16 protein-coding genes are annotated in these 18,129 nt (G+C 71.1%); 12 read left to right on the top strand and 4 right to left on the bottom strand.

The genetic code is table 11. The features are described from left to right. Positions 1 to 386: 386 nt before the first annotated feature. Positions 387 to 3,287, top strand: a complete 2,901-nt coding sequence (locus tag ACFWPI_RS06240; protein WP_380368536.1) for a glycoside hydrolase family 3 C-terminal domain-containing protein — start codon at positions 387 to 389, stop codon at positions 3,285 to 3,287. 65 nt (positions 3,288 to 3,352) lie between these two features. Here the strand turns inward: ACFWPI_RS06240 and ACFWPI_RS06235 are convergent, their stop codons facing one another. The 3 genes from ACFWPI_RS06235 to ACFWPI_RS06225 form a co-directional block, all read right to left on the bottom strand. Further along, complete coding sequence (locus ACFWPI_RS06235) at positions 3,353 to 4,147, bottom strand: SGNH/GDSL hydrolase family protein (protein ID WP_380368533.1); 795 nt, start codon at positions 4,145 to 4,147, stop codon at positions 3,353 to 3,355. Between the two features lie 75 nt (positions 4,148 to 4,222). After that, a complete protein-coding gene (locus ACFWPI_RS06230) occupies positions 4,223 to 5,437 on the bottom strand; it encodes an alpha/beta hydrolase (protein WP_380368530.1) in 1,215 nt (404 codons plus the stop codon). Beyond that, positions 5,434 to 6,189, bottom strand: coding sequence for a DUF2993 domain-containing protein (locus tag ACFWPI_RS06225; RefSeq protein ID WP_380423540.1), 756 nt, complete (start codon positions 6,187 to 6,189; stop codon positions 5,434 to 5,436). Before ACFWPI_RS06225 ends, ACFWPI_RS06230 begins: the two co-directional genes overlap by 4 nt. Positions 6,190 to 6,618: 429 nt before the next feature. Between ACFWPI_RS06225 and ACFWPI_RS06220 the strand changes: the two genes are divergently transcribed. The 6 genes from ACFWPI_RS06220 (at position 6,619) to ACFWPI_RS06195 (ending at position 12,572) form a co-directional block, all read left to right on the top strand. Then, positions 6,619 to 7,305 carry a response regulator transcription factor gene (locus ACFWPI_RS06220; RefSeq protein WP_380368524.1) on the top strand — a complete coding sequence of 229 codons (687 nt, stop codon included), beginning with the start codon at positions 6,619 to 6,621 and terminating at the stop codon, positions 7,303 to 7,305. Further along, a complete protein-coding gene (locus ACFWPI_RS06215; protein WP_380368522.1) occupies positions 7,302 to 8,675 on the top strand; it encodes a histidine kinase dimerization/phospho-acceptor domain-containing protein in 1,374 nt (457 codons plus the stop codon). The genes ACFWPI_RS06220 and ACFWPI_RS06215 overlap by 4 nt, the downstream gene beginning before the upstream one ends. A 250-nt stretch (positions 8,676 to 8,925) precedes the next feature. Next, positions 8,926 to 9,573 (top strand): hypothetical protein, encoded by a 648-nt coding sequence (locus ACFWPI_RS06210; RefSeq protein ID WP_380368519.1) that lies wholly within the window; start codon positions 8,926 to 8,928, stop codon positions 9,571 to 9,573. Beyond that, positions 9,570 to 10,466, top strand: a complete 897-nt coding sequence (locus tag ACFWPI_RS06205; protein ID WP_380368516.1) for a DUF692 domain-containing protein — start codon at positions 9,570 to 9,572, stop codon at positions 10,464 to 10,466. Before ACFWPI_RS06210 ends, ACFWPI_RS06205 begins: the two co-directional genes overlap by 4 nt. A 1-nt stretch (position 10,467) precedes the next feature. Next, a complete protein-coding gene (locus ACFWPI_RS06200; RefSeq protein ID WP_380368514.1) occupies positions 10,468 to 11,256 on the top strand; it encodes a putative DNA-binding domain-containing protein in 789 nt (262 codons plus the stop codon). Then, positions 11,253 to 12,572 carry a ferritin-like protein gene (locus ACFWPI_RS06195; protein WP_363377717.1) on the top strand — a complete coding sequence of 440 codons (1,320 nt, stop codon included), beginning with the start codon at positions 11,253 to 11,255 and terminating at the stop codon, positions 12,570 to 12,572. The genes ACFWPI_RS06200 and ACFWPI_RS06195 overlap by 4 nt, the downstream gene beginning before the upstream one ends. A gap of 56 nt (positions 12,573 to 12,628) precedes the next feature. On the opposite strand, the gene ACFWPI_RS06190 is transcribed toward ACFWPI_RS06195, so the two are convergent. Beyond that, positions 12,629 to 13,708, bottom strand: coding sequence for a hypothetical protein (locus ACFWPI_RS06190; protein ID WP_380368510.1), 1,080 nt, complete (start codon positions 13,706 to 13,708; stop codon positions 12,629 to 12,631). Positions 13,709 to 14,637: 929 nt separating this feature from the next. Between ACFWPI_RS06190 and ACFWPI_RS06185 the strand changes: the two genes are divergently transcribed. The 5 genes from ACFWPI_RS06185 (at position 14,638) to ACFWPI_RS06165 (ending at position 18,129) form a co-directional block, all read left to right on the top strand. After that, positions 14,638 to 15,387 (top strand): acyl-CoA dehydrogenase family protein, encoded by a 750-nt coding sequence (locus ACFWPI_RS06185; RefSeq protein ID WP_380368507.1) that lies wholly within the window; start codon positions 14,638 to 14,640, stop codon positions 15,385 to 15,387. After that, entirely contained in the window at positions 15,375 to 15,806 is a 432-nt protein-coding gene (locus tag ACFWPI_RS06180) for a hypothetical protein (RefSeq protein ID WP_380368505.1), read from the top strand. The genes ACFWPI_RS06185 and ACFWPI_RS06180 overlap by 13 nt, the downstream gene beginning before the upstream one ends. Next, positions 15,803 to 16,072, top strand: a complete 270-nt coding sequence (locus ACFWPI_RS06175) for an acyl carrier protein (RefSeq protein ID WP_380368502.1) — start codon at positions 15,803 to 15,805, stop codon at positions 16,070 to 16,072. Before ACFWPI_RS06180 ends, ACFWPI_RS06175 begins: the two co-directional genes overlap by 4 nt. A 262-nt stretch (positions 16,073 to 16,334) precedes the next feature. Next, complete coding sequence (locus ACFWPI_RS06170; RefSeq protein WP_380424614.1) at positions 16,335 to 17,381, top strand: hypothetical protein; 1,047 nt, start codon at positions 16,335 to 16,337, stop codon at positions 17,379 to 17,381. A gap of 1 nt (position 17,382) precedes the next feature. Next, entirely contained in the window at positions 17,383 to 18,129 is a 747-nt protein-coding gene (locus tag ACFWPI_RS06165; protein ID WP_380368495.1) for an adenylate kinase family protein, read from the top strand.

Here is an 18,129-nt window from a genome sequence, read left to right as displayed (position 1 = left end):
GACCCCTCTGACACCTGCGCCCGGACGAGCCGGCCGGCAGCACCGATCCGCCGCTTCGGGCGCTGCCACGGCCAGGCGCAGGAGGGGAGCGCGCAGGGCCTGGCGGGGGGAACTTCACTGATCGCACCTCAACTCATTTCCGCATACCGCCCGCATCGCGGGGCGCGGACAGGCTAGGGTCGGCGCGTTGACAGCGGATAGGCGAAGCGTCAACGACGGCCGGGACGACCCCGCCCGCGCCCCTCGGTGACTGTCTGCGCCCCTCGGTGCCTCCGACGCGCCCTTGCGCGCTACCTGCCGGTAAGTGTTAATGCGCCGTAAATTTGACTGGCCGTCACATTTCCCGGCCCTCCCGGCTCGGCCCGCCTTCGTCGAAAGGTGCTGCCATGCGGCGTATCTCCTCGTGGACGCGAATACTCCGTTTCGGGCTCAGCGGCTGCCTCCTGGCGGCCGCCTCCGGCTCCGGCATGTGCCCAGCGGTCGCCGGACCGGGCGGTCCGCAGCCGCACGGCGGGCGGTCTCAGGACGGGTGGTCGCAAGGCGGGCCGTCGCAAGGCGGGCCGTCGCCGGAGCAGAGGGTCGAAGCGCTCCTCGGCCAGCTGACCACCGACGAGAAGGCGACGCTGCTGCAGGGGGTCGCCGCACCGAACGGGGTGTACGCGGTCGGCTACGTCCGGGGCGTGCCGCGGCTGGGCATCCCGCCGCTGCTGCTGTCCGACGGCCCGGCCGGCGTACGGGACGGGCAACCGGCGACGGCGATGCCGGCACCGGTGTCGCTGGCCGCCGCCTTCGACCCGGGGCTCGCCACCACCTTCGGCGCGGTGCTGGGCCGGGAGGCCCAGGCGCGCGGCTACCAGGTGCTGTACGCGCCGATGGTGAACCTCGTGCGCGTGCCGCAGGGCGGGCGGAACTTCGAGACGCTGGGCGAGGACCCGTTCCTCGCCGGGCGGGTCGCGGCGGCGGAGGTCCGCGGCATCCAGGCGCAGGGGGTCGCGGCGCAGGTGAAGCACTTCGCGGCGAACAACCAGGAGAACAACCGGCAGTCGTACAGCTCGGAGGTGGACGAGCGGACGCTGGCCGAGATCGAGCTGCCCGCCTTCCGGGCGGCCGTCCGGGACGGCCGGGCCTGGTCGGCGATGTGCGGCTACAACCCGGTCAACAGCATCTGGGCGTGCGAGAACTTCCCGCTGCTGCGGGACGTGCTGAAGGGCCGCTGGGGGTTCGACGGGGCGGTCGGCTCCGACTACCCGGCCACCCACTCCTCGGTGAACGCCGCGGCGGGCGGGCTGGACCAGGAGTTCGGCGGTACGACGTACTTCGCCGACCTGACCGCCGCCGTGGCCGACGGGCGGCTCGCCCCGGCCGTCCTGGACGACCAGGTGCGGCGGGTGCTGCGGCTGATGGTCCGGACCGGAGCGCTGGACGGCGGCCAGCCGCCCGCCGCCGACCCCGCCGCCGGCGCGCGCGACGCCCGGGCGGCGGCTGCCGCCGGGACGGTGCTGCTGCGCAACCAGGGGGCGGTGCTGCCGCTGGACGCCGCCCACCTGTCGTCCGTCGCGGTGATCGGCCCGTGGGCCGACCACGCCTACACCGGCGGCTACGGCTCCTCGCACGTCGCCCCCTACCCCGACCAAGTGGTGACGCCGCGTCAGGGCATCGCCGCCCGGGCCGGTGCGGGCGTCTCGATGCGCTACCACCCGGGCGACGACGCGGCCGCGGCCGCCTCGGTGGCCGCCGGGGCGGACGTCGCGGTGGTGGTGGTCGGCGACGAGGAGACCGAGGGCGCGGACCGCGGCTCGCTCGACCTCGCCCCGGCGGACGACGCCCTGATCAGCGCCGTCGCCCGGGCCAACCCGCGGACGGTGGTGGTGCTCAACACCGGCGGGCCGGTCACCATGCCGTGGCTGGACGCGGTGCCGGCGGTGGTCGAGGCCTGGTACCCGGGCGAGCAGAGCGGAACCGCGCTCGCCGACGTGCTGTTCGGCGACGTCGATCCGGCGGGGCGGCTGCCCGTCACCTTCCCGACCTCGGCGGCGGCCACGCCGATCCGGGACGCCTCCCAGTACCCCGGCACGGACGGCGCCTACCACTACACCGAGCAGCTCGCGGTCGGGTACCGCTGGTACGACGCGACCGCCACCGCCCCGCTGTTCCCCTTCGGCCACGGCCTCTCGTACACCACCTTCGGCTACAGCAACCTCACCGTGACCGGCCCGGACGCCGCCGGCCGGGTGCGGGTCGGCTTCGACCTCGCCAACCAGGGGGCCCGGACCGGCACCGAGGTGCCGCAGCTGTACGTCTCCTTCCCGTCCGCGGCCGGCGAGCCGCCGCAGCAGCTCAAGGCCTTCGACAAGGTCACGTTGGCGCCCGGCCGTTCGACGCACGTGGAACTGCCGCTGGACCGCTCCTCCTTCGCGCTCTGGGATCCCGGCGTGCACGGCTGGCAGGTGCCCGGCGGGCGGTACGGCCTGATGGTCGGCTCCTCCTCGCGCGCGCCGAAGCTGCAGGGCACGGTGGACGTCCCTGCCTCGCCGGCCGTCTCCACCTGGTCCGGGCGGATCACCGGCGCCGACGGGTCCTGTCTGGACGCGGCCGCCGCCGCCGCGGACGGCAACGAGGCGGTACGGCTGGCCGGCTGCGCGGGCACGGCGGCCCAGGACGCCGCGGTCGGCTCGGACGGCACCGTCCGTGCCCTCGACGGCTGCCTGACCCCGGCGGGCCCGGACGACGGCGCCGCCGTCCGGCTGCGGGACTGCACCGCAGGCGCCGACCAGGTGTGGCGCCCGGGCCCGGACTCCTCGCTCCTCCACCCGGAATCCGGCCGCTGCCTCGCGGCCGCCGGCGGCCGGCTGCTGCTGCGGACCTGCTCGGGGGGCGCCGAGCAGAGCTGGGCCACCCCCCGCCCGAGCGGCCGGGTGACCGGCATCGCCGGGCAGTGCGTGGACCTCATCCGCGCCGACACGGCCAACGGCACCGCCGTCCAGCTCTACCGCTGCAACTCCACCGGCGCCCAGGACTGGACCGTCGGGCAGGACGGCTCCCTGCGGGCCCTCGGCAAGTGCCTGGACGTCACCAACGGCTGGACCGCCGCCGGGACACCCGCCCAGCTCTACGACTGCAACGGCACCGGCGCCCAGCGCTGGCAGCCACGCCCGGACGGCACCCTCCTCAACCCGGCCTCCGGCCGCTGCCTCGACGCCCGCGACGGCAGCGGCGCCGACTGGACCAGGCTGCAGATCTGGGACTGCCACGGCGGCCCCAACCAGCGCTGGACCCTCCCGTCCTGACACCTGCCGTCGGCGCAGGCGCCCGCCGCCCGCCGCCGTCCGATGGCCGCGGCGGCGGGGCTGCGTCAGTCGTTTGCTTCCAGAGCCGGGAGGTAGGCGCCGGCCTGGCCGGCGGCGGTCGGGTGGAAGGACTGTCCGATCGGCCAGTTCAGGGCGTGCAGCCAGGGAGCGGGGTCGCAGAGCTGGTGGCCGGCGAACCGGCTGGTCACATCCGCGTAGGCGAAGTTCGGGTACTTGGCGGCCTCGCTCTGGATGACGCTGTTCAGGACGTCGGCGCCGTCGTTGAGGGCAGAACGCCTGGCCGGGCTGATCCCCGGGCAGAGGGGGGCGCCGGAGTCGTAGAAGCGGGGGTAGCCGAGGATCACCACGTGGGCGTTGGCGGCGCGGGAGCGGATGGCGCCGTAGACGGTGTCGAGTTCGCCGGGGAGTTGGGTGCGGGCGGTGTTCTCTGCGGAGGAGACGGCGCTGAGGCAGGCGGCGTCGCTGCCGAGCAAGCAGGAGGCCAGTACGTCGCGCAGGCCGACGTCGTTGCCGCCGATGGTCATGCTGACCAAGGTGGTGCCGGAAGTGAGCGGGGCGAGTTGGTTGTTCACGACGTCGGTGGTGGTGGCGCCGCCGCAGGCCTGGAAGTCGAAGGTGGCCGGTGAGGTGGACTGGGCGTAGAGGTACGGGTACGCGTTGGTGCTCTGGTTGCAGCTGTTGAGGTACGTGCTGGATGATCCGCCGCCCGCGGAGTAGGAGTCGCCGAGGGCCACGTAGTTGACGGTGGCGGCGTGGGCGGTGCCGGTGGTGGCGGCGAGTGCGGTGGTCGTCAGGGTGAGGAGCGCGGCCGCGAGGGCTGCGGGGCGGGTTCGGCTCATCGGTTGCCTCCTTGGTGGGACGGCTGGTGTGTCAGTGGGGCTGTTCGGCGTTGCGGCGCGGTGCCCGGGACGCGGTCAGGAGTGCTGACCGAGGAAGTCGGCGAGCTCCTTGTCGTACTGGGCGGGGTCGGCGTTCCAGGAGCCGGTGTGGCCGGCCCCGGGGACGGTGACGAGTCGGACCTTGTCCGGCCAGTCGCGGGCGAATCGGGCGCTGCTGGCGTACGGGACGAGTGTGTCGGCGGTGCCGTGGAAGAGCAGCACGGGCTGTCCGGGGCCGCCGTTGCGCCGGTTCGCCGCCAGGGTGTCGACCTGGTCGAGGTCCACTCCGGCTTGGATCTGGATGAAGGGGGCCGTGAGGTCGGCGATGGGGAACGGGAATCCGAGGCCGGTGGCGATCGTGTCGATGGCCGCCCGGTAGTCGAGTGCGGGTGAGTCGAGGACGACTGAGCGGACCGCGCTGGTGTCCTGGGCGCGCTGCAGGTAGTTCTCGACGATTGCGCCGCCCATGGAGAACCCGTAGAGCACCACACCGGAGGCTCCGTGGGCGCGGGCGTAGCGGACGGCTGCGTCGAGGTCGCGCCATTCCGTGTTGCCGAGTTGTCGGTTGCCGTTGGAGTCGCGGGGTGCTCCGGGGTCGTTGCGGTAGGTGATGTCGAGGATCGGGTAGCCGAGGTCGTGCAGTTCGGGCATCGTCCGCAGGCCCGCGCTGCGGCCGGCGCCGAGCCCGTGGACCTGGATGACCCAGGTGCTGCGCGAGCCCGGGAGGTACCAGGCGGGCATCGGGCCCAGGTCGCCGGGGTAGCTGACGTCCTGGTGGTCCAGCCCCACCGCTCGGCGCGGGTCCGAGTTCCACACGGTGACGATGATCTTCGCCTTGGCGCCGACGGCGGGTGGGGTGGTGGCCTGGAGTTCGCGGGTGACGGTCTTGCTGTCCGAGGCGAGGATGCGGCCGAGTTCTCCCGAGCGCCGCTGCGCGGATCCGCTGTCCTGCCAGACCAGGCCGTAGGTGCCGGCGTAGCGGCTCTCGTCGGTGGCGGGAAGGGTCACCGTCGCGGTCCCCACGGCGATGACGCGGGTGTTCAGCGGGGTGTCGTCGGTGGGGTGCAGCAACTTGCCGGTCAGTAGCCACAGCGCGCCGGACGCCGCCGTGAGAGTGAGGACGAGCAGGCCCGTGACGGCGACGACGATGCGTCGGCGCAGGCGGGTACGGCGGCTGGACGGTGGTGTCGTGGGGTGGCTGGACGGTGGTGTCGTGGGGTCGGTCATCGCCGGGGTCGGTTCCTGGTTCATGGCTGCTTCAGCGTGGTGGGGCCGGAGGCCAGGGTGAGGGCGAGTCCGGTCGGTGTGACGGTGAGTGAGACGGGCTTGAGGGACAGGGGGTAGTCGGCTTGTTGTTTCCGCGCGGTGAGCTTGGTGTTGATCTGGTCGAGCTGGGGACCGGTGATCGTTCGGCCGAGGAACTGCAGGCTGGTGGCGGTGATGGTGACCCGGTCGCCGGCCAGGGCGGGCTTCAGCGTCAACTGGCCCATGCCACCCGGGCCCAGGGCGAGCAGGAGGGTGCCGGTGGCGGGGTCGGTCCGGGTGCTGCTGACGGGAACGCCCTGGCCCGAGTCGCGGATCGTTTCCGCCAGGGAGTCGGCGGGGATCGTGACGGTGGCCCGGACGTCGGACGCCGTCGCGGGCTCGGCCAAGTGGAGGTCGTCGAGCGTGATGCGGACCGAGGCGCCCGTGAGTGGGCCGAGGTGGGCGTTGTCCGCGCCGAGCGTGACGTGATCCAGGTGCCGGTCGAGGACCGTGAGCAGCGCCGGGCCGGCGCCGGTGTCGACCGTCACGCGGGTGGCGAGCGCCTTTCCCATGCGGTCGGCGATCCGGCTCTCCAGGACGTGCCGGGTGACGGCCTCGCCGCCCCCGGCGAGGGCCAGCACGACGGCCACGGGCAGGACGACGGCGCGGGTGATCCGGCCTCGCCGGGTGGTCGGGCGGCGGAGGCGGCCCAGCCGCGTGGTGGCGGTTCGGGCCGGCTCGGGACGGGTGGTCATCATTGTCCTGCTGTCGTCGTCGGGGCGTCGGAGGGGGGCGGGCGGCCCGGTGCGGTCCCGGCGGCGTCCTGTGGTCGGCCGTTGTCCTGGGGACGGGGCGCGACCGGTGTGCGTGAGCAGCACGACGACCGCGACGATCAGGAGGGCCGCAACACAGACGCCGAGCAGCGCGAGGGATCTGGAGCCCGTGAGCACGACTGCTCTCCCTTGTCCTGACCCCGCGGGTCGGCGAGGTCGGAAGCATCCTGTCGCCGTTGTGCAAGGCGAAGGTTCGGCCTGTGTTCGGGCCGTGTAAGGATCGCCGTCGGTCCGCCGGACGGTGACGGTCCGCGGGTTAGCATCGGTGCAGTTCGAAGCCGTGGCACGCGCGACTGGCCAAGCAGCCGCGAGAGGGGTGCCGCGGCGCAGGGAGACTGCGGTGACACCGGACAGATGACACAGAGCAAGGGCCTTGTACTGGTGGTGGAGGACGAGCGCCACATCGCCGACCTCCAGCGCCTGTACCTCACCCGCGAGGGCTTCGGCGTCCACACCGAGGCCGACGGCACCGCCGGGTTGGCTGCCGTGGCACGGCTGCGGCCGGTGGCGATCGTTCTCGACATCGGGCTGCCCGGGCTGGACGGCACGGACTTCTGCCGCCGGCTGCGCGCCGCCGACGACTGGACGCCCGTCATCCTGGTCACCGCCCGGGACGAGGAGGCCGACCGGATCCTCGGCCTGGAGATCGGCGCCGACGACTACCTCACCAAACCGTTCTCGCCCCGCGAGCTGGTCGCCCGCGTCAAGGCTGTGCTGCGCCGCACCGCCGGCCCACCGGTCTCGGCCGTCCTGGGCACCAGCCGACTGCGCCTGGACCCCGGCCGCCGCACGGTGCTCTGCGACGGTGAACCGCTGGAGCTGACCACCACCGAGTTCAACCTGCTCGCCCACCTGCTGGCCCGGCCCGGTCAGGTCTTCAGCCGCGAGCAGCTCCGCGCCCAGGTCTGGGGGCAGGCCGACTACGGCGACAGCCGGGTCGTCGACGTCTACGTCTCGCAGCTGCGCGCCAAGCTCGGCGACGCCAGCCCGATCCGCACCGTGCGGGGGATCGGCTACAGCGCCCAGGAGCCGGACCGGTGAGGCGCCTGCGCGCGGGCTCACTCACCGGCAGCCTGGTCCTGCTCGCCACCGTGGTGGCAGCCACCGCCGTGCTGCTGGCGGGGGTCGCGGCCTGGCAGACCGCCTTCTCCAACGCCGAGTCCCAGTACCGGGAGCGCCTGTCCCGGCAGGCCACCGTGCTCAGCCTCGCTCCCAACCTGTCCGTGCTGCTCCTCGACCAGACCCAGCGGCTGACCGGGGCCACCGGCGTCCTGGTCGCCGTCGTCGCTCCCGACGGACACGTGGACGGCCCCGCGGCGAAGGCCGTCGCCCCGGCCGACCGGGACGCGCTGCTCGCCGGACGGACGCTCTCCGCCACGGCCTCGCTCGGCGACCAGCGCGTACTCGTCCAGGGACACCCGGCAAGCAACGGCGGCGCTGTCGTGCTGACCCAGCCGTTCACCGAGGTCGATGCGGCGGCCAGCCGGATGCGCGGCAGCCTGACGCTCCCCCTGGTCGCGGGCCTGGTCGGAGCCGCCCTCGCCGGAGCCCTGCTGGCCCGCCGCATCGCCCGCCCCCTGGTCGCGGCGGCCGGTGTCGCCCACCGACTCGCCGCAGGTGAACGCGGCCTGCGCTGCGAGGCCGACGGCCCCACCGAGGCCCGTGACGTCGCCCAGGCCCTGAACGCACTGGGCGCCGCCCTCGAACGCAGCGAACAGCGCCAGCGCGACTTCCTGACCTCGATCTCCCACGAGATCCGTACCCCCCTCACCGCACTCCAGGGCTACGCCGAGGCCCTCACCGACAGGGTCGTCGAACCCGGGCAGCAGGCCCAGGTCGGCCAGATCCTCCTGACCGAGACCAAACGCCTGGACCGCTTCGTCTCCGACCTGCTCGAACTCGCACGCCTGGACGCCGACGACTTCCCCATCACCCGCGAACCCACCGACCTCACCGCCCTCGTCCGTGAGACCGCGCAAGCCTGGGACCAGAGGGTCCGACAGAGCGAACTCCACCTGCGGGTGGAAACGGCCGGGGAACCCGTGATCACGGTCACCGACGGATTCCGGGTCCGCCAGCTGCTCGACGGCCTGATCGGCAACGCCGTGCGGATCTCGCCGCCCGGCGCCCCCGTGGTGCTGGCCCTGCGCCGAACGGACAGCGGCGACACCGAGCTACAGGTCCGCGACGGCGGCCCCGGCCTGACCGACGAAGACATCCGGGTTGCCTTCGAACCCGGCGCCCTGCACTCCCGCTATGCGGGCACCCGCCCCGGCGGCACCGGCCTCGGCCTGGCCATCACACGTCGCCTCACCGACCGGCTCGGCGCCACCATCACCGTCCACGGCCACGGCCCCGAGGGCGGCGCCTGCTTCACCGTCGCCCTCGGCACCATCCCGCTCGACGCGTAGCCGCCCGCGCAGCACCCCGGACCAGAGCCGCGTCCGAACCGCCTGCCCCGAGCAGCGCCCGGGGCTCGCTTCGAAGGAATAATTCGCACACTACTCATATGGCGCTATCCAGCCCTCCTCCGACTGTGATGACCTTGGCGACTGTGGCGCGAGTCACATCGTGTGACATCGCGCCACATCACATCGCGTCACATCGCGGCGGAATCGCACCGCCGTGGGTGCCCGACCCAAGACGATCGAGGAGGTACTCGTGAGTGGCAGGGAGAACGGTGGCAGGAGGGCCGAAGGTGACGGCTTCCCGGATCTGGGACCCGAGGAGCTGGCGGAGATCGAGCGCGTGATCCTCGGCGGCGACGACGGGATCGCGCTGCGGCACGCCGCGCACGAGGCCGGCGGGCCGCGCGTGTCCGCGGCCGACCTGCAGAAGGCCCTTGAGCTCCACGTGTGCATGGGCCTGAACGCCTGCCGGAACCACGACATCGACGAGAAGGCGCCGATGGCGGGCATGGGAGCCTGTGCCACCGTCCTGCACGTGTGCCACGGCGCCAACGAGTGCCGCGGGCAGGGCGGGTGCGGCTACACCGGCCCCGACGCGGAACTCGCCAAGCCGGGCGACCAGGCCTGTCGGCAGAACGGCAGCTGCGCGAGCCCGATCAACGTCAGCCGGGTGTTCGCGGGCGGCCCGCTGAAGGGCAAGAGCGTCTGGAAGCTCGCCCGCCAGCTGTTCGAGGCCCGGATGTACGCCGCCGGCCTCCCGTTCGGTCCGTCCCCGGGCGAGGGCTACCCGGACGACCTGGTCCCGCCGTACGAAGTGAACGAGGCCGAGCGGAGGAAGAAGAGGCTCGACCGGAGCAAGCCGCAGGTGCTCCCGCTGCCGTCGGACGAGGCGAACGCGTGACGCAGCGTCACCACGGCGAGCGGGCCGACCGGGTGTCCCGCTTCGACCTGCCGAACCTGGGGTTCGGTGTCGGCCTGCGCAGCCCGCACCACCGGTACGTACTGGACCACCTCGGCGATGAGCTGGGCGCCGAGTGGCTGGAGATCATCTCCGAGAACCACCTCGACTCCCACGGCCACCCGCGTCACGTACTGGACCGGGTCGCCGAGCGGCACTCCCTGGTCATGCACGGGGTGTCGCTGTCGATCGGCAGTGTGGAGCCCCTGGACTTCGACTACCTGAGGAGGCTCCGGCAGCTGGCCGACGCGGTGGGCGCCGCCTGGGTGTCGGACCACGTGTGCTTCACCGGGGTCGCCGGGCTCAACACCCACGACCTGCTGCCGGTCCCCTTCACCGAGGCCGCTCTGACGCATCTGGTGCGCCGGGTCAGGACCGTGCAGGACTTCCTGGAGCGCCCGTTGGTGCTGGAGAACCCCAGCACGTACGTGGGCTTCACCGCATCGACCATGCCGGAGGAGGAGTTCGTCGCACGTCTGGCGGTCGAGGCCGACTGCGGGCTCCTGCTGGACGTCAACAACGTCTACGTGTCGGCCGTCAACCACGACACCGATCCGCGCGCATACCTCGGAGCACTCCCGCACGACCGGGTCGTGCAGATCCATCTGGCCGGTCACACCGACGCGGGCACACATCTGATCGACACCCATGACGGACCGGTCGCACCGGCAGTGTGGGAGCTGTACGACGCGGCGATCGCGCTGACCGGGCCCGTGTCCACCCTGCTGGAGTGGGACGACCGCCTGCCGCCCTTCCCCGAGCTGGTCGCGGAACTCGACAAGGCGCGCCGGCGGGCCCTCGATCCGACCAACGTCCCCGTCGCGACGGGAGTCTGACATGTCGACGGTCGAAGGGGCGCCGGCGCACCTGGCCGAACTCCAGCACTGGCTGCAGGCCGCCGTCCTCCACGCCACCGGCCCGGACCAGGAGGGCGGCGCGGCCGCCGACCAGGTGCTCACACCGTCCGGCCGGCTCACCGCCGGCGAGCGGCTGGACATCTACCGCCGCGGTTACCGGCTGCGCCTGCTGGCCTGCCTGCGCTCCTGCTTCCCCGCGTTGCGCCGACTCCTGGGGCCGGAGGCCTTCGACGCGCTCGCCACCGAGTACCTGAGCACCTGCCCGCCCCGCAGCTGGACCCTGGAGCACTTCGCCGACGGCTTCGCGTCACACCTCGCGACCACCAGGCCCGACCTCGACCCACCGGGCCGCGACGTCGACCCCTGGGTCCAGCTGATCGTCGAACTCGCAGGATACGAACGGGCTTTCGTCGAGGTGTACGACGCCGAGCCGGCCCGCGCGTGCCGCGTGCTGGCCTGTCGGCACCCCGTGCACCGCTACGCGGCCGCGGTGGCCCGCGGCGAGGACCCGCAGCCGCCGGCCGCACGCCCCGTACTCCTGCTGCTGCGCCGCCGGGACCACGGCGTCCACGTCACGGAGCTGACCGAGGACGTCCGGCGCACGCTCCTCGCCTCCTCGAACACCGAGCACCCCGACACCGAGCACCCCGACCGCCCCGACCGGGCCGGTCCGCCATCCGCACTGCCCAGACTGCCCGCACTACCCACACCGCCCGCACCGCCCTCACCGCGCCCAGAGCGCCCGGAACCGAACGGAGCCGAGGTATGACGACCGACGCCACCAAGCCCGCCACCCGCCGCCTTCCCGACATCCCCTTCGCGGTCACCCCGATCGGCACGATCAAGGCCGATCGACCGATCGAGGACATCGACACCTTGCTCGACCACCTGTACCAGGCGGCCCAGGTCGAGCTGTCAACCGTCCCGATGTACCTGTACGCGGCCTACTCCATCGGGACCAAGGGCCACAGCCAGTGGGACCCGGGAATCTCCGCCCAGCGCACGATCATCAGCATCGCGATCGAGGAGATGCTGCACCTGTGCCTGGTGCGCAACCTGATCATCGCGCTCGGCGGAGCGGACCGGATCGTCTTCTACGACCCGGACTTCATCACCAGGTACCCGAGCCTGATGCTCCATCGGACTCCGCCGCTGACCCTCCACCTGGAGCCGTGCAGCAAGGATCTGATGAACCGGGTGTTCCTGCCGCTGGAACTGCCCGCCGAGAAGGGCGCCAAGCCGCAACCGGGCGAGTACAACACGCTCGGCCAGTTCTACAAGGCGATCGAAGTCGGCCTCAAGCACCTGACCGAGGCCGACCCGGACGACGTGTGGAAGTACGCGAAGGCAAACGCCCCCTGGCAGTACGAGAGCGCGTACTGGAACCACGACGGCGGCGGCGAACCCGTGGTCATCACCGACCTCCACACCGCCGAGACCGCTCTGAAGATGGTGGTCGAGCAGGGCGAGGGCGTGGACCCGAAGAAGGCCACCGTCCCGATCGACCCGGTCAACCCGCGCCCCGGCCTCGACGAGCTCTCGCACTACGCGAAGTTCAAGAGGATCGAACAGGGCATCGAGGTCACCGGGCAGGTCCGCAACGTCCCCAGCGATCCCCGGGCGAAGGGCTTCTCCGGACCGGCCGCAGGCCTGGCAGTCCTCTTCAACGCCGCCTACTGCTACACCCTGGCCATGCTCGACAAGCTCTACGACGTCCAGTCGAACTTCAACCCGAACCAGCGGAACACCCGCTACCACCTGGAGCGCACCTTCATCGCCTCGATGAGTGGTGTGCTCTACCCCATCGCCGAACTCCTCATGACGACCCCGGGCAGCGACGACCCCGCCTGGGACGGGACCTGTGCCGCTCCCACCTTCGAGTACTACGACTTCGCCGCCGAGCAGAAGGCGAAGGGGCACCGGACCATGAAGGAGCACCTGCTCTGGCTCTGCGAGACCGCCGTCGTCGACTTCCCCGAACTCGGCGGTGACAACAGCGTCCACTGGCTCCTGAAGAACCTGCCCAGCGTGGATGACATCCCCTCGGATCCCCCCGCCAGCCGCCCGCGCCCGATGCCCAACTGACGGACCGCGACCGGCGCCCCGGCAGGCCCGCTTCGCGACTCGGTGACGTGAGCCGCTCAGCGCAGGCCGGCCACGACGTCCCTGACACGGGACAGTGCTTCCGGCTCCTCGTGGAGAGTGCGTGTGACGAGGGATACCCCTTGGGCCATTGCCTGGGGTGTGCTCCTGCCGTTGAGGGCCATCAGGACCTTGAGCCTGAGGTCGAGGAACTCCTGTGCGCGGCGGCGGCAACCGGAGATCACGTCGTCCAGGCCGCCCTGGAGGTCGAACTCCCGGGCGAGGTGTTCCAGTCGGCGCAGGACGGCCGTCTTGTGTTCCCAGAGGAGGTGGAACTGCCGGTAGTCGATGAGGTGGTCTCCTGCCTCGACGGCCTTCAGATGGCGTATGAACCTGTCGTGGACCTCGAACCCCGACGAGACGGTGAAGTCGGGCGGTTGGGCCTCGGGCTTCGGTGGGGACCACCACCAGTACTCGGTACCGGCGCGGAAGATGTCCAGCTCGGGTGCCTCCAGGTAGCTCGACAGCTCGGTCCACAGCCGCCCGGGATCGAACGCCGGGCGCGTCCGCACACGCTGGAGGAGCTGGACGGGGTAGCGGATCGCGGCGAAGTCGGAGTTCGGTGCCGTCAGGGACAGCGCTCGTTCGAAGGCTTCCTCGAAAGCCCGGTAGCCGAACTTCAGGGTCTGGAACCGCTGGCTTCCGGGCCGTCCGATCGCACCGCCGAAGCCGACGACGCGGAGCTGCTCCGACCGGTCGTCGTAGCCGTGGACGAGAAGCTCATGGACGAAGGGACGCGGCTCCCCCCGCAGGAAGGAGTCGTCCACGAAGACGATGACGTGCCGGCCGGAGTCGATACAGCTTCGGAGGAACGCAACGATGCGGCCGATGCGCCCGGCGGCCGCGCGGTCCAGTGTCCGGGTGTGCAGGACTTCCCGACAGGTCAGTGAGCTGTGGAAGTCCAGGTGTGGCGCCTTCTGTTGGGAGTCGGAACCCATGGCATAGAGCTGGATGTACTGCGAGTAGAACCATGGCCTCATGGCCTCGTCCGCGAGGATCACGCAGAGCGGTAACGCGCCGGCCAGATAGGTGTTGTGATCACTTTGGAGGACGGTCGGGAGTTCGTTCTTTCCTGGCACTGTCGTTGTCACCACCGGATCCGGGACGAAGAACCACTCGGTACCTGCTGCTGGGGCGTGCCTGCCCGTGCGCCGTTCCGGGTCGGGCGGTGGACGGCGCACGGGCATGGCGACGGACCCCTCGCCGTTCGTCCGCTCGGCCCTGGGGCCGTCATGCCCCGGCCCGGGCCGTCGCGGTGGCGTCCGCCAGCCGGGTAGCGGCTTCGGCCGGTGGGGGACGGCCGTTGCCGGGATGCCTGAGCTGGCGGTTCAGTCGGTCAGGGGGCAGCTCCTGCTGGACGCGCTCGGAAGAGCGAGATAAATGGTCCATACCAAAATGGTCCATACCAATGGGAACTTAAACGCTTTAGCAGGCTGGCCATCACAAGTTCATTCGCGCAACGGGAGGTTGGCGGTGTCTTCGCGGCGCGTCCGGCGTCCAGGGGGTGCGGGCGGCTGCGGGCACCTCGGCGAGGGGCCTGCCGGCATCCCGGCGACCACCGTCTGAGCTGCTGATCTTCGGTGGACCGGGATCCGGGCCGGCGGACGGTGGGGCGGCTTGCCACGGGTTTCGGCCTGGGCGATTCCGGAGGAGGAAGGCGGATCCGGGCCTCGGACCGGCACTTCGGGGAAGGTGTGTGAAGCTCGTAGCCCTGGTTGAAAAGGTGGTTGACATATCCTCGACCACTGTCCTTGTACGGGGCGGGCACAGACCGATGACGCAGGAGCTCCGGCATCCACGAGGGATCCGCCGGAGCCGCATGGGCGGGCCGACGCAGATAGCTCCAGGGGGGGCTGCGTCGAGCATTCGGTCATTTCGAATCGATGACATGCCTTCTCCGCGGTCGGCGGGAAGGCGAGCCGAGGCCGTGCGATATCAGGCCTGGATCGATGCCATACCGTCCGCGGACCCGCCGGTGCACCCAGTGCACCGGCGTCCGGCGATGTGAATGAACGGGGTGGATGAGATGGGAAGCAGAACATCAGCGGCTGCCTGCCGGAAGGCCCGCGCTGTACTTCCGGATATCCGGGCTCAAGCTGCCGGGACGGACGACTCCGCCCGGTTCCCGGAGGAGGCTGTCGGGCTCTTGCGGGCGAACGGCCTGATGGGACTTCTCGTACCCGAGGAGTACGGCGGACTGGGAGGAGATCTCGGCGACCTCGTGGCCGTGGCGGGCCTGCTGGCGTCGGGCTGCTCCTCGACGGCGATGATCTGGGCGATGCACTGCCAGCAGGTCGACTGCATCGTGCGCTTCGGCTCGGCGCGGCTGCGGGACGAGCTGCTTCCGCGGCTGGCGTCGGGAGAGGTGTACCTCGCGTCGGTGACCACCGAGCCGGGCAAGGGCGGACACCTGCTCAGCGGGCGAGCCGCCCTGAACGGGGCGGGGGAGCAGCTGGGATTCGAGCGTGAGGCGCCGATCGTCACCGGCGGCGCCCATGCCGAGGGATTCCTGGTGACCATGCGCGAGTCGCCCGACGCCGCCGACCACCGGGTCACCCTGTGCTACGCCGACCGGCACCAGCTTTCCGTGGCCCCCTCGGGCGCCTGGAACACCTTGGGGATGCGGGGTACCGAGAGCCGGGGGATGAAGCTGGCGGGTACGGTGCCTGCCTGGCAGGTCGTGGGGAGTCCGGGCGACTTCAGGACCGTCGCCGTGGAGAGCATGATCCCGGCCGGGCACCTGGCGTGGGCCGTCTGACCGACCTGGTGGCCGAGCGGATCGCACGGGCCAGGATCGATGTCGAACTCGTCGCCGCCTATCTCGGCACCGTCCGGGACGAGATCCTGGCACGTCGGCGAGAGGGGTCGTCACTGAGCGGGACGGCGACCCAGATCCATCTCAACAATCTCAAAGTCGTCTCCTCGGAACTGACGTTCAGGGCCGCGGATCGCCTGCTCCAGATCGCCGGGCTGTTCGAGGGCTACAGCCGGGATGCCGGAATCCCGCTTGAGCGGAACTTCCGCGATCTCCGGTCGGCGCGTCTGAATTTCAACAACGACCGCCTGCTCACCATGAACGGGGCGCTTGCGCTACTCGATCGCGATGTCACCGTCCTGCCCGCTGACCTGATGTCCGTCATCGACTCGGCCGTTGACGACGAGGACGGTCCGCGATGACTTGGCCGGCGGAATTCGAGGAAATTCTCCGTCGGCACCTGCCGATGGCCGACGGGCCGGTCTCGGCAGACGAATTGCTGGCGGACCTGGGTCTGGACTCCCTTGCCATGGTGAATCTGGTGATGGATCTGGAGGAAGGGATGGGCATCTCCGTACCGGACGAGCGGCTCGTTTCCGAAACGTTCAAAACGGCAGGTGCGGTCTGGGCGGCCGTCGCCGACCTGCCGGTCAATTCAGATGCGAGCGGAGGGCGCCATCATGCCTGAATCCCTGTTCAAGCGGGAAGCGAATTCGGCTTCGGCCGTGAATGATTCGGCACTCACCGAGTGCCGTGATCAGGTCATCGCCTCGCTGACCCGATACACGGAGCACGGGCCGACCACCGGCACGACCTGCTACGTCTGGCCGTCATCGGAGTGTCCGGTCGGCTGCGGGCACTGCAACTACGCCGCACCGATGTCCCTAAATCGGTTAAGCAGGTACAGCGTCGCCCGGGATCCGGTTCCGGTCCTGAAGCTGATGAACGGCATGGGACTGTGGAAGGCCGTGCTGTCCGGTGGTGGCGAGCCCATGGTCGAGCCGGAGTTCTGCGAGCGGTTCGTCCATGAGGTCGACTCACCTGGTCTTGAGGAGATCGAGCTCATCACCAGCGCGCATTTCGCCGCGGACGAGGACGAGACCGGTCGGCGGGTGCGCAGCCTGGTGGACGCATGGCGCACCCGGCCCGCGCACCTGGCCAGGGCGAACTTCACCATCCGCATCAGTCTCGACTGGTTCCACGCCCAGCGGATCGGCGTCGAGCCGGCAGCCAGGGTCATCCGCCTGCTCGGTGAGGACGGCCTACGGGACGTCGGCTGCTACGTCAGATCCGTTCTTCTCGACGGTGATTCGACCACCGAGAAGCTCGCGGCGGCGCTCGGCGGAGAGCTCACCGAGATGGACGACTACCAGCGGAGGATTCATCTGCCGGACGGGCGGACAGTCCTCGTCTATTTCAAGAACCTGATCGTCGAAGGCCGGATGAACCAACGGAAGCTGTCCCGGTTGCCGGTCAGCCTTCCCGAGCAGTCCCTGGCCGAGGTGTTCGGCCGGCGGTTCGAGACCGAGCAGGGCAAGAGTGTGCCGGCTCGCACCTACAACGGCCCGCAGGTCCGCCACTTGGAGGGGCTGGCGTGCCTCATCGAGGACGACGGAAGGGTTCGCATCCTGGAAGGAAACGACCCGCACCGATGCCCCAACGTCCGTCAGACGGACGACTGGGAACAGGCCATCGAGTACCTCTACGCCGATCCGCTGACGGTGTACCTGGTCGACAACGGCCCCCAGGACCTGGCGAGGCTCCTGGCCGACGAGTTCCCGGACTCGCTCCGGATGGCCGCCGACACCAACCAGCTCTACCACCTGACCGAGCTCCTTCTGGCCGAACCCGACCGGCGGCTCTACGCGACCCTGCGCGCACTGGAGATCCACCTGGCCGAGGGAAGGGTCACGGCCGATCGCGAGACGGTCGAGCGCGCCTGGGCGTTGTTCTCGGCACGCTCCGAGCAGCGTCCCCCCGGAACCGGGCGGGACTGACATGCGCAACGGAACTCCACCGAACGCCGTCCTGGTCACCGGACCGCCGGGCGCCGGAAAGTCGACGGCGCTGATGGCACTCGACGACCGGCACCCCGATCTGGCCCGCTTCGGCGTGCGGGACTACGGGCTCCGGCTCGCGGCGGCCGGCCACCCGCTCGGCACGCGGATGCGCGAGACCCTGCTGCGTCAGGAACTGCTCCCCGACGAGCTCGTGCGGCTGGAGTTCGCCCACTTCCTCGACCACCTGCCGGCCGCCGTGCGGGTCGTGGCGGTGGAGGGCTACCCCCGCGATCTTCCGCAATGCGACGACCTGCTGCGCACCGCTGCCGACCGGGACGTGCGGGTGACCGGATTCGCCGTCGTGACCGTGCCGGACGGCACGGCACGCACCCGGGTGGCGAACCGCCGTCTCTGTGTGGAGTGCGGAGCGACGACGGACGCCCCGGACGCCCCCGCCTGCCCTGGTTGCGGCGGCGGCGTGATGCGTCGCCGAGACGATGCCGCAGCCAGTTTCGAACGGCGTCTGGCCGACTACCACCGCATCATCGGCGATCTGCGCGCCTATTTCGCCGAGCGATCGCTCCTGCGCGAGGTCGATGGAACGCGCCCGTCGGACGAGGTCCGTGCCGCGCTGTGGGAATCGCTGGACGCCATGGACGCCATGGACGCCATGGACGCCGTGGACGCCGTGGACGCCGACGTGCCCGACTCGACCGATGATCTGACCGATGGTCTGGAGGACTGA

It is taken from the genome of Kitasatospora sp. NPDC058492 (assembly GCF_042720685.1).
Taxonomy (GTDB): Bacteria; Actinomycetota; Actinomycetes; order Streptomycetales; family Streptomycetaceae; genus Kitasatospora.
This window is presented reverse-complemented; position numbering and strand designations above follow the sequence as displayed.

Bases quoted from the DNA above. Each gene is read 5' to 3' on its own strand.
- ACFWPI_RS06175 (WP_380368502.1), top strand. From the start codon at position 15,803: ATGACTTGGCCGGCGGAATTCGAGGAAATTCTCCGTCGGCACCTGCCG.
- ACFWPI_RS06200 (WP_380368514.1), top strand. From the start codon at position 10,468: ATGTCGACGGTCGAAGGGGCGCCGGCGCACCTGGCCGAACTCCAGCAC.
- ACFWPI_RS06225 (WP_380423540.1), bottom strand. From the start codon at position 6,189: ATGATGACCACCCGTCCCGAGCCGGCCCGAACCGCCACCACGCGGCTG.
- ACFWPI_RS06165 (WP_380368495.1), top strand. From the start codon at position 17,383: ATGCGCAACGGAACTCCACCGAACGCCGTCCTGGTCACCGGACCGCCG.
- ACFWPI_RS06240 (WP_380368536.1), top strand. From the start codon at position 387: ATGCGGCGTATCTCCTCGTGGACGCGAATACTCCGTTTCGGGCTCAGC.
- ACFWPI_RS06235 (WP_380368533.1), bottom strand. From the start codon at position 4,147: ATGAGCCGAACCCGCCCCGCAGCCCTCGCGGCCGCGCTCCTCACCCTG.
- ACFWPI_RS06170 (WP_380424614.1), top strand. From the start codon at position 16,335: ATGGGACTGTGGAAGGCCGTGCTGTCCGGTGGTGGCGAGCCCATGGTC.
- ACFWPI_RS06185 (WP_380368507.1), top strand. From the start codon at position 14,638: ATGAACGGGGTGGATGAGATGGGAAGCAGAACATCAGCGGCTGCCTGC.
- ACFWPI_RS06220 (WP_380368524.1), top strand. From the start codon at position 6,619: ATGACACAGAGCAAGGGCCTTGTACTGGTGGTGGAGGACGAGCGCCAC.
- ACFWPI_RS06195 (WP_363377717.1), top strand. From the start codon at position 11,253: ATGACGACCGACGCCACCAAGCCCGCCACCCGCCGCCTTCCCGACATC.
- ACFWPI_RS06230 (WP_380368530.1), bottom strand. From the start codon at position 5,437: ATGAACCAGGAACCGACCCCGGCGATGACCGACCCCACGACACCACCG.